The 11,510-nt window shown below is 36.5% G+C and carries 11 protein-coding genes and 1 tRNA gene; 7 read left to right on the forward strand and 5 right to left on the reverse strand.

The features are described 5' to 3' along the window. Nucleotides 1-2: 2 nt before the first annotated feature. From B3H30_RS00530 to B3H30_RS00545, 4 genes are all read left to right on the forward strand, one after another. Nucleotides 3-2,579, forward strand: coding sequence for a phosphoenolpyruvate carboxylase (locus tag B3H30_RS00530; protein WP_070570474.1), 2,577 nt, complete (start codon nt 3-5; stop codon nt 2,577-2,579). A gap of 76 nt (nt 2,580-2,655) precedes the next feature. Next, nucleotides 2,656-3,198 (forward strand): hypothetical protein, encoded by a 543-nt coding sequence (locus B3H30_RS00535; RefSeq protein ID WP_070570475.1) that lies wholly within the window; start codon nt 2,656-2,658, stop codon nt 3,196-3,198. 364 nt (nt 3,199-3,562) lie between these two features. Next, entirely contained in the window at nt 3,563-4,441 is an 879-nt protein-coding gene (locus B3H30_RS00540; RefSeq protein ID WP_070570477.1) for an exopolyphosphatase, read from the forward strand. A gap of 74 nt (nt 4,442-4,515) precedes the next feature. Then, a tRNA-Leu gene (locus B3H30_RS00545) sits at nt 4,516-4,599 on the forward strand. A 23-nt stretch (nt 4,600-4,622) separates the two neighbouring features. On the opposite strand, the gene B3H30_RS00550 is transcribed toward B3H30_RS00545, so the two are convergent. Further along, a complete protein-coding gene (locus tag B3H30_RS00550; protein WP_286832977.1) occupies nt 4,623-6,116 on the reverse strand; it encodes a recombinase family protein in 1,494 nt (497 codons plus the stop codon). Nucleotides 6,117-6,217: 101 nt separating this feature from the next. Here B3H30_RS00550 and B3H30_RS00555 point away from each other — a divergent pair, with 101 nt between their 5' ends. Further along, nucleotides 6,218-7,960: a hypothetical protein gene (locus B3H30_RS00555; protein WP_157698404.1), complete on the forward strand. Its 1,743-nt coding sequence runs from the start codon at nt 6,218-6,220 to the stop codon at nt 7,958-7,960. Between the two features lie 395 nt (nt 7,961-8,355). Further along, nucleotides 8,356-8,616: a hypothetical protein gene (locus tag B3H30_RS00560; RefSeq protein ID WP_088160767.1), complete on the forward strand. Its 261-nt coding sequence runs from the start codon at nt 8,356-8,358 to the stop codon at nt 8,614-8,616. Nucleotides 8,617-8,798: 182 nt separating this feature from the next. Here B3H30_RS00560 and B3H30_RS00565 read toward each other — a convergent pair whose 3' ends face one another. Continuing rightward, nucleotides 8,799-9,224, reverse strand: coding sequence for a hypothetical protein (locus tag B3H30_RS00565; protein ID WP_088160768.1), 426 nt, complete (start codon nt 9,222-9,224; stop codon nt 8,799-8,801). 86 nt (nt 9,225-9,310) lie between these two features. On the opposite strand from B3H30_RS00565, the gene B3H30_RS00570 reads away from it, so the two are divergent. Then, nucleotides 9,311-9,541, forward strand: a complete 231-nt coding sequence (locus B3H30_RS00570; protein WP_286768334.1) for a hypothetical protein — start codon at nt 9,311-9,313, stop codon at nt 9,539-9,541. 73 nt (nt 9,542-9,614) lie between these two features. Here the strand turns inward: B3H30_RS00570 and B3H30_RS00575 are convergent, their stop codons facing one another. The 3 genes from B3H30_RS00575 to B3H30_RS24820 all read right to left on the reverse strand — a co-directional run. Next, nucleotides 9,615-10,256: a hypothetical protein gene (locus B3H30_RS00575; RefSeq protein ID WP_088160769.1), complete on the reverse strand. Its 642-nt coding sequence runs from the start codon at nt 10,254-10,256 to the stop codon at nt 9,615-9,617. Between the two features lie 32 nt (nt 10,257-10,288). After that, a complete protein-coding gene (locus B3H30_RS00580) occupies nt 10,289-10,810 on the reverse strand; it encodes a hypothetical protein (protein WP_088160770.1) in 522 nt (173 codons plus the stop codon). A 77-nt stretch (nt 10,811-10,887) separates the two neighbouring features. Next, nucleotides 10,888-11,510: zincin-like metallopeptidase domain-containing protein (locus B3H30_RS24820; protein ID WP_286832980.1), on the reverse strand; the 623-nt coding region annotated here is incomplete at its 5' end.

Here is an 11,510-nt window from a genome sequence, read left to right on the forward strand (position 1 = left end):
ATATGAAGCAAAGTAAAAATGAAGCCGTCTTTCAGGACGAGGTATTGACACGCTTTGAGCTTTTCAAAAGTTTGTTTTTAACATTGCCATTTCAACGTGTTAAAGATACAGGTACTTTATTACCATTTTTTGCAAAGCAATGTGAAAAGGGTGTGGATCAGCATTTAACTCCTGATGAGATCATAAAAAGTTTCTTCGATCAGCATGAAGAATTTTCTTCGGAAGAACAACGGATTGATTTGTTGTTTCGATTTGTTCAATATATAGAGCGTCAGGTTGTTTTATTTGATGCGATCGAAGACTCATCCTTTCAGATGGTGGGCCGTGGCGATGACGAAAATGTCTTGGGGGCATTAATAAAAAATGCCGAAGGCAGCGATGATATGCGCCGTAAGATCGTGTCAAAATTGAAGGATTTTTCTGTACGTCTTGTGTTGACTGCACATCCTACGCAATTCTATCCGGGACCAGTATTGGGTATTATCAACGACCTGATCGATGCAATCAAGACCAATGATATCCATAGTATACATTTATTGCTACAGCAACTGGGTAAAACGCCTTTCATCAATAAAAATAAACCGACTCCAGTTGATGAGGCTGCGAGCTTAGCTTGGTTTTTGGAAAACGTATTTTATAAAGTAGCATCGGAAATTCAGTCTTTTATTGATGATGAATTGGACGTGGATACCGAAGAAGTCAAACAATTGATTGAACTGGGCTTTTGGCCTGGAGGTGACCGTGATGGTAATCCCAACGTAAGTGTTGATAGCACCAAGAAAGTTGCCGCATTGCTACGTACCATTTTGTTTAGATGTTACTATAGGGATTTTCGTATTGTTAGACGGCGCATCACATTTAGAGGTGTAGAGGAATATATGGAAAATCTCCAAACATTGTTCTACGAAAACAGTTTTAATCCAGTCGAACATCCAGCAGACGAAACTGATAATATTATCACAAATCTGAAAGCAATCAAAAATGTTTTGGAGGAATATCACAATGGACTTTTTGTAGAAATCGTTGATGACTTACTCCGCAAAGTGATGACTTTTGGTTGTTTCTTTACCACATTGGATATCAGACAAGACAGTCGGATATTACGTGAGGCTACCAATTATCTGATTCAGCACAATCAGGAAAAGACTGGAATGCCATTGGATTATCTGGAGCTCAGTGAAAATGATAAGCAAAAAGCATTAAAATTCAAAGAACTTGACTTAACGGTGGGAGAAGATGCAGATCCGTTGACGAAAGATACATCTGGTGTGATCAAATTGTTAAAGGAGATTCAACGTTCCGGTTCTGAGCGAGCTGCGCAACGCTTTATCATCAGCAATTGCCAACAGGCAAGTGATATTTTGGGACTGCGTCAGTTATTCTTGTGGTCTGGATGGAAGAAGGATGCTTTAACGATCGATTTTGTACCCTTGTTTGAGACCGTTGATGATTTGACGAGAGCAGCAGATGTGATGAAAACCTTGTATAGTAACAAGGAGTATAAAGCGCATTTGAAGCGTAGAGGAAACAAACAGACCATTATGTTGGGCTATTCAGATAGTACCAAAGACGGTGGATACTTGATGGCGAACTGGTCGATTTATCGTGCAAAAATCGAACTTACGGCGATATCTCGCGAGTACGATGTCGATTTGGTGTTTTTTGACGGTCGTGGTGGACCTCCGGCACGTGGCGGTGGTAAGACACAGCGTTTTTATGCATCGATGGGTAAAGAGATTGCCAACGATCATATTCAATTGACGATTCAAGGACAAACAATCAGTAGTCAGTATGGTTCTTTAGATACGGCACGATTTAATATAGAGCAATTGTTGCACGCTGGAATTATTTCAGATTTGAAACAACGCGTAGGCGATACCTTAACCAAACATCAACAGGAGATCATTGATAAGCTGGCTGAGCTGAGTCATCATAAGTTTATGGATCTACGGACGAATGAATTGTTTTTACCTTATCTGGAAACGATGTCGCCATTGAAAGCGCTATCGTCGATCAATATTTCAAGTAGACCTGTAAAACGTAACTCAGGCCGTGAATTGCGATTGGAAGATTTGCGGGCGATTAGTTTTGTAACTTCATGGAGCCAGCTGAAACAAAATATTCCTGGGTTTTATGGTGTCGGAACAGCATTGCAATGGGCTGAAAAAAATAACCTTTGGAAAGACGTGCAGCAATTGTATGTGTCATCTGGATTTTTCCAAACATTGATCGACAATTGTATGATGTCGATGACAAAGTCCAACTTTGATATTACAGCATACATGAAAGATGATCCTATTTATGGTGACTTTTGGAAAACTTTGTATGCCGAGTACCAAATAACAAAAGAATATCTGTTAAAGCTGAGCGGAACCTCAAAATTGATGGAAAACTATCCTGTGGATCGTGAGTCTATTTTAGCGCGCGAGGGAATTGTATTACCGTTATTGGTTATACAGCATTTTGCGATTCGTGCATTGAATTCGGATCAGCTGACTGATGCACAACGTGAAGATTATTCGAAATTAATAGCGCGTACAATCTTTGGCGTGGTGAATGCCGGAAGAAATGTTGCGTAATTTTTCTTTCTTTTCACGGATAGGGTTTTAGGAGAACATATATTTTATCTACTTTTGTATAGTTAACAAAATTGATATGAAGATTAATAAGTTATTTATTGTTGCGGCTTGTGCGGGTACATTATTTGCATCTTGTGGTCAAACAGCTGCAGATAGACAGCGTCAATACTCTAATGCATCCTTAGCGGATGGTGATGCCTTTGCAATGATTAAATTCGTTGGCGAAAATGGAAACTACTTGGTAAATCTTGCTGATGTAGCTGCAAAACAATCTACCTCAGCAGAGGTGAAAAATGTAGCTGCAAAGATTAAAGAAGCTTACGCAACAGTGTTACCAGAATTGGACAATTTAGCAAAAGAATTGCATGTTGGCGATGCGCAACGTGGCGTGCCTGCATTTCAAGTTCCTGCTTCAATTGGTTCGGACAGTACAGCGGCATTCAATGATAAAGCATTTTTAGCGCTAGTGGTTGAAAAACAAGGTGAGATCAATACTAGATTGTCTCATGAAGAGCACAATACAAACAAGGATGTTATTCACCTTTCGGAGGAGTCTTTGAAAAAAGTGGAAGAGATCTACAAATTAGCTGGCGGTAAAGTTGAAGAACACCATCACTAAGAAATAAGATAAATAAAAGGAAAGGAGTATTCATTAAGATGAATATTCCTTTTTTTATGATTTTTTTGTTGACAATACTAGATTTTCTGCATGGAATTGTGATAGGTACTGAGTTTCGATAGGATGTGCTATCTGTATTCCGACTCAGTTGATTGCCAGCGAGATGATTTTGGCAGGAAATGAGTTTGTATTCTTGATAAAATGGAAATTTTAGTTATTGTAAGACATATCAGTGTTGTGTACACAAGAATTCCCTGGAATAATCGTTTGTTATTTGTTAAATTAATGATAACTTAACATTTATATAACACAGTTTTTAATAACTGTGTTTATTTTAGCGTAATTTAATGAAATCGTATATAAAGTGAGATACGCCGCAATAGATATAGGTTCCAATGCAGTCCGTCTTTTGATAGCTGACATTATTGGACAGAAAGACCAATATAATTTTAAGAAAAATACACTGTTACGTGTTCCACTTCGTTTGGGGGATGATGCGTTTATTCATCAGGAAATTTCACCTAGGAAAGCCGAGAGTTTGGTTAAAACGATGAAGGCCTTTCGGGAGTTGATGGATGTTTATAACGTGGAGGATTATATGGCCTGCGCGACTTCGGCCATGCGTGATGCACGAAATGGCGCTGATATTGTTACGGAGGTCAAGAAAAACGGTATCAACATCGATATTATAGAAGGGGCAAAGGAGGCAGAGATTATTTACAATAGCCATTGGGATAATAAGATGGAAAAGGACAAAGTTTACCTTTACATTGATGTAGGTGGGGGTAGTACAGAATTATCGTTATTTGCCAATGGTGTTTTGGTTAATTCCAGGTCCTTCAACTTGGGCACAATCCGTATCCTCGACAATCAGGACAAGGCAGAAACCTGGGATGAACTGAGGGAATGGGTACGTAGTAATACGCATATGTATAAGCAAGTGGTTGGTATTGGTACTGGCGGCAATATTAATAAGCTTGCGCGCCTTTCCAATGAAAAATTGGATAAACCATTATCCTATGCTAAATTAAAAGCCGTGTATGAGCATTTATCTTCATTTTCTTTGAAAGAACGCATTATCTTATTGGGTTTAAACGAAGATCGTGCCGATGTCATTATTCCTGCGAGTGAGATTTTTCTAACGATTATGAAGCATGGTCGTCTAAAACAAATCATTGTTCCAAGGGTTGGGCTTGTCGACGGTGTAATTAGAACCTTGATCAATAGGAATTTAGTAAAATAATGCTGTAAAAAGCGATTTTCGACTTGTAAAAGAGCGAAAAATCTTTATTTTTGTGATACCAAAGGTGAATATGAGCCCAGGTGGCGAAATTGGTAGACGCACCATCTTGAGGGGGTGGCGCTCGCATGGGCGTGGCAGTTCGAATCTGCTCTTGGGCACTTTAGCAGACAACTCTTTAAAATTAAGATTTGTCTGCTTTTTTTTTTGGACGTAATTCGTTATTAATCAAATAGATATAGTGTAAGAAATGGTTGACCCTAGCAGTTCGAAAACTTGTTCCTGAAAACGTCAAATTTTCGGGATAAATCGAACTGATTAATTTACGTTTTTGCTCGATATTGCATTTCCTGTAAATAGAGGCCATATTTTTGAATTTACTGATACTTTCAGTTCGAAAAATGTCCATTGACCCTCTTGCATTTTTTAGAGTTTGTTGCCTCTCCTCAAGCTCGTTAATCTCACTTGTATATTTTAATTTTAATTCTTTGAAATCTTGAGGATCGATATCTCCTCTAATTAAAAGATCTCTCGCTTTAGATGTGTTATCCTCGAGGGACCTAATTCTTCGTTCAATTTCAACTTTTTCAGTTAAATTGCCTTTTGTTCTTTGCGTATACAGCTCTTGTAAAATCGTCGAGTATAATCCAATAACATCAGCTCTAGGCTCAAATTTTTCAAGCTCTTGCTCGAATTTTTGATGGACTATTTCTGTATTGAATCTTTGCCTACATTGAAGTTTGCAATGGTAATATGCATAATGTTGACTGTAACCTTTGGATTTACTTGCAGTCAATGGTTTTGAACATATAGGACATATGAGAAATCCTCTTAAGGGGTATTCTTCTCTTGTGACAATCTTTGTTCGGTACTTATTTCTTTTTCTCTTGTCTAAGATCTCCTGAACTTTGTTAAATGTATACTCAGAGATAATAGCCTCATGTTGGCCTTTCACCGTGTATTCTTCTTCACCTTCGTATTCAGGAACCACAATTCGTCCACAGTACACAGGATTTTTAATACACTTCCAAAAATAAGCTTTGCAGATATCCAAGCCTTTCTCTCGTACTTTAAGGTGAATTTGTTGCGTATTATAGACACCTTTAGCCAGTTCTTCAAATGCCCATTTCATGAGTGATGCATCGGGTTCTTTAAGCTCAATAGACTTTTTCCCATATTCATTTAGCCAGTTTCTATATCCTGCAGGAGCGGGGCCCATCCACCTTCCTTCTTTTCGCGCTCTTCTCATACCGTTTGTCGTATTTAACGCTCTGCGATCATTTTCTACCTCAGGAGCTGCTAAGTAGAATGCCAACATCATTTTGTTTTCAGGAACCGTTAAATCAAGCGGCTGCTCGATAGCTTGGGGTTCTACTCCTAAAGACCTTAACAAACTTATCATTTGATATGCATCGCCCGCATTTCGACTAAACCTATCCCACTTTGTAAATAACAGAATATTGGACTTACTTTTATTTTTCTTTAAGTCAAGAAGCATTTTCTTCCATTCTGGACGATCAAAAGTTTTTGCAGAATGATCTTCGAATATTACTTGACGGATTGTAATCCTATTTATTTCGCAGAATTTTTTTAAGCGTTCTTCTTGATCTCTTTGTGAATATCCTTTTTCTGCTTGTTCATCTGTACTAACTCGGATATATAAATTGGCAACATTCATATTAATTGGGTTTAATATCTAAGGTGAATTTACTAAAAAAAATGGTAAAATAATTGTATTTTTATCATTAAATGATTAATTATTAACCTTTAATATTCTGTATGTCAGCTCACTCCAAACTCAAAATGTCTCTTATTGTTGTATTTTCAAAAATTTTCGATTACGACACCAGAGAGCCAAAGGAAATTTTAGAACCTTATGGGAAAGCACTTACGCTGAAAATGATAGCAGTAATGAATTCTATTTTACAAAAAAAAATAATAGAAATTCAACGCCAAATTATCTATTGGTTCGGGACCGAAGGAAAAATGGGGGAGATAATAATTTCTAAAATTTTTCATGGTTATAGAGAGGAGATCGGTGGAGGTGCACGGCTTATATTAATAAACCATTATACAAATTTGAAAATGAATATATTGGCAATTAGCCTTCCTGAAGTGAAGCATAATATGGAAGTAAATTTTGATGAGTCACATTTAGATTTTTTTATTGCTTATATTAAAATGAATGAAATTTTCGCTGATAGGCAAGATAGTATTGGCAAAACAGTACCAGCGGAATATTCAGGAATATTGAGGGCTACTTGGTTATCTACGGCTTCACTTATCAGTAGTTATGATTTTAGTTATTTCAGTCTTGAGCAAGCAATTTATCAATTGATAAAGGTAAAACACTGTATGGATTTTCTCTGTTCATATAATAATAATTTATTTCAGCTTTATCTCGCTTCGAAGAAGATTACTAGTTTTCAAGACTATGCTACTAAAATATTCCCGCTATTAATGCTTTGCAATGGCGATGCAATTACGATAAATGGTAAAGATAAAGTGAGTCAAGATTTTCTGGAATTATATAACCATCAGAATGATATCGAGGAAAACAAAGAAAATATAGAAGAGTTTGATTTTTTACCTATTCGGAACAAACCTCTTTATTTAGTGTCAGAAAACGAATACGTCATTATCAATAGGGCTATGATATTTAATAAGGTTTATAATTCTATTTATTGGGATTGTAAATCAATTGTTAAATCAAATCCAGCATTAGGTATTTCTGAAAATCGTTTTCGAGCGGATTATACTACTCATTTTTCCGAAGGTTATCTTGTTTACAAATTGATGAAAAGAGCCTATGAGAATAAAAGTGTTTTAAATTTTTCTGGTGCTGAAATGAAAAAAAAAATGAAAAGTTCAGAACCCGATTACTATGTCCGGAATGGGAACAAAGTTTTTTTGGTGGAAGTTAAAGATAGTTTTATTTCTGGGGTTACCAAACAATCTTTTAACATCAATAGTATTCAAGAGGAAATAAAAAAGAAATACTATAGTACAGAGGGACCTGAAAAAGCAATCATGCAATTAATTACCAGGATCAAGTTAAGTTTAACAAAGAAGTTTATATTTGATCAAAATTATAAGCCGCAATCTTTAAGATTATATCCGATCCTAATTGTCTATGATATTAATCTAACGGTTCCTGGTATTGAAAGTTTAATGATTGAATGGTTCAAAATAGAACGGGATAAGCTTATAAATGAACTTAAGGAATTTGGGATTATCGGGTTTCAGATAAAAGATTTAGTAATTCTTCATATCGATGGCTTAATTGGCCTTACTGAATATATAAGAGCTGGAAAAGTGAAGTTGGAAATTTTGATCAACAACCATCTTTATCGGAGGAAGTTGCTATTGAAAATTGATAAAAAGACGTCTTTTAATGAGTTGAAATCTAGTGTTTTGGATAGTTACCTGTCGTTTAATCAGTATGTTATGGATTTTATCAGGTCAATTCCTTCTAAAGAGAGATTGATGTCTACTGAATTTAGAAATTTGGGAGATGATTAGATATTCGGATAACTGAACAATTTACTACAATCAGAAAAGATTGAATTCACATTCTTAAATTTGTCATCAAAATTTGATAATGCTGCGATTACTTTGTCTGATTAATTAGAGACTTAAAATAATCTTCAAGAGCATGTTTAGCGATGTCAGTTAAATGCTCCAGTACTAAAGATGCGTCTTCTTCGGATATTTCTATTTCTAACTTTTTAAAATATTCAATTACTGAGATTGTCGTAATTTTTTTAAGTTGATGCATAGGTCAGTGAACAATAGGTTTGGGAAAATAGGATAGATATTCAATATATCATCGATATGGATAAAAAAAGCTAAACAGGATTTTTAACCTTTTTTGATATCTAATTTTAAAGCCTTTTATTAAATTTACAGGTAGAAATATGGAAGAGACAATAGATACACTAGCACAAAGTAATATACCAGCACAATCATTTAGAATAACTTTTAAAGGCCAAGATTTTCAAATTAGAATTTTAGAGAAGGAATTACATAGGGGGATTTCTGAAATTTCTATTCTTCTTGATGGCATGGTTCAGAAACTAAAAAAAAATCAAGACAGATGGCATTTTGAAGGTTCAGAAAATGATATTGAGTTTGCGAATGACATAGGGCGGTCAATTTCTCTAAGATATCGTTTATAGTTTTAGTTTTCTATTTTTTTAGAAAACTAAAGTCAATATTTGCCACGACGTACCCCCTTTGATCTAAATCGTCATAAGAATCCGGATCTCTTTTAATTTTCTTGCGAAAATGTGTCCTATTCTAGATCTCGTGATGCTTTTTAGCCTCAAATTCCTTTTATTTCAATCTCTTTTATTAATTGTTAACGCTTTGGCCCTTTCTGCCAATATGGGTGCATGTCTTCGGGAAGAGTCAATTCAAGTCTGCTTGTTAGCGATACTGTAGCTAGACTCAGTATTTGGTTATTTGATAATATCATGTGGAATGCTTTAGGTACTTGTGATCGACCTTCATTCTTCAGGATTAAATAGACGTCCATGAAGGTCTTGAGATTTTTTTCAGTTAATAGTTGCTGTTCTTTTATGGTCTGGGACAACTCTCGAATCGATTTGAATACTAGCAGGGCATCTGTAAGATAAAGAGACTTTTCACCATCTTCGAAGCTGACTTCCATTATCTCATTGTCATAACTTGCGTAGGAAATTGTGCCGAGATGCCCCTGTTTCTGTGCAGGATCGATAGGTAATAGAGGGTGTATCAATACGTGTTTATCAATTAATTCTTTCATGTAAAATTGCATATTTATTGTGTAAACATTTGTATTACAGTGGTATATTTCGTAAATTGAGTTTAGGAACTAAACTCAATTTGATTATGGGAATGGTATTATATTTTTTATTTACATTGTTTGTCTCGTGCGGCACTTTATTTGTTGCGATGAATATGTCGGGAAGTAATTCCTTACTTCTTTGGTGTATTGGTATGGGTATTTGGATACCCTTTATTTTTGTTGTGGACCGCAGAGAAAAGGAATCGAGAAGGAGGAAGGAAAGAGAACGGATGCTTGATGAGTGGTTAAGGTCACAGACAAGAAACCGATATTAAGTTTTCAACCTGCTTTCTATTCACGAAAGTAGCTTCCGAATTGTTTTCAGCAAATAATCCAATTATTAGATCATTATCTGGATCTATTTCTATTGCTTTCTTCTTCTTTATATGGAATCATTCCATACCGAATATTTCTAACCAACGGTTTTACATACTGCTGCTCATCTAAACCTGCTGCTTTAATAATACTTTCTGGAATGTTGGTATTTAAGAGTTTATTCCCATCCGTTAACAAAGGAAGGACTTTTTCAGAGAGATCTTTTAACACTATTTCCGGTCCTTTTGGGTGAGCCAGTAGTTGTACCATTGGCAAGGGGTATATAAAACCGCGGAACGATTGATCTGGGATGCCTAAGACGAGACCATCTAACATGCGTTTATTCAATTTGGTATTGAACCGGTCTATTTCTTTTTTCTCCAGATAAAGATGAAGTAGATCATCAATATACTGCGCTAGATCCATATCCCATAAAAGATCATCCTGCAATTTGTCTTCAGTATTTCTTGGCGGCAGTTCTGCGCAATATTTTTCAGCTTCCTTAATGAGAACCTTTCCTTTCTCGTCTTTCGCCTGATAATAGGTAGCGCCTCCATGGCCATTATTTTTGGCGTAGCCTGCGTGTGTTCCATTGATATAAAGATTAGCGGTGAAGGCATGTGTTTCCTCACTAAGCTGCGCGCTGTGATGGATTTCTTTTAATTCTATTTTCATAATGACATCATTAACTTTTAAATGAAATATGATTAACGAGATCGTCCTATAAAATTCTGCCTCTCTATGGAGATGATCTCAATCTGGGAGGTATGGAACACAACGAATTCAGGATGGTCGTCTCCCAGGCTGGATATGATGCCATCATATCCAGCTTTCTCAAACATGAGATGACTGTCTTCACTGTTCAGACTGTCATATAGATCACCGATTTCACCCAGGCTTATTTCCCGGTTGAGTTTGCGAAGAGCTTTTTTTGCTTCAAGCTGGTCCCCTGTGAGGATTTCCCAAATGAGGGAGGCCTGATTTTCTAGAGAGAAGATGGAGTGAAGGCGTAAGTCTATGGGGTTCTTAATATCAAGGTACGCGGTGATCAGGATATCACCGAACAGTAATGCATTTTCTTTTTTGTCAGCAAAGAAAAAGCCATGTTTTGTATTGTCCCAGCCGGTATTGCTACCTTTAAATGTGGCATCAAATTTATCAAAGGTTGCATCTGTGCCATGGTAATAGGGCCGGGAATTATCGAACAGTTGAGAATCTGTTATTTTCATAAAAAATCATTATTAATGACAGTAGTAGGACCGGATACTACAGCTGAATAAATAGTAATAGGATGGAAGCGTCTGCTTTATCTTTTTGGGACTGGGACAGAAATATCTTCTTTTACAGGTTCCAGGTCTGGTTTTGAATCTTTAATTCTTGTTTGCTGCAATTGTTGTTTGCAATTGATCAGCGACCTGTAGAGTTCATCATTTTTTGTCAGGGCAAAAAAACGACCGCTATTTAATTCTTCCATCCGAAACCGTCCTTTTTTTAACAGTCCTGTTACCTTAAAGATGTTATCCTCGTAAGGAATCTCATCTCCAATAAAAAGTCCTATTTTTTTTAACTCAGGAATAGCCTGCTCAGGCTTGATCTCATTTGCATTTGACTGCTTGATTTCAAGCTTTCTTTCAAAAGTCAATAGGTAGTTTAATATTTTTTCAGCATCTGCGGCGGCAGCATGGATTTCAAAGGGATGATCAGTGAGGAGCTGGATCCAGCTTTTCACATAAGCGGCATGTTGTCCGGGGTCATGTCCTATCTTTAGCTCCTGACCAATGAGCATCGAAGCTATTTCTGCGCGCAGTTCCTCGCGCGCATAAGCTTCTGTACCGAACTTATTGAACAAAGATCTGTCGAGCCTGCTGTTATGGCCTGTCCAGTGCGCCAGTTCATGCAACAGGGTGCTGGAATTGCAACTTAAAAGTG

This window comes from Sphingobacterium sp. UBA7038, from assembly GCF_002494055.1.
Classification (GTDB): domain Bacteria; phylum Bacteroidota; class Bacteroidia; order Sphingobacteriales; family Sphingobacteriaceae; genus Sphingobacterium; species Sphingobacterium multivorum.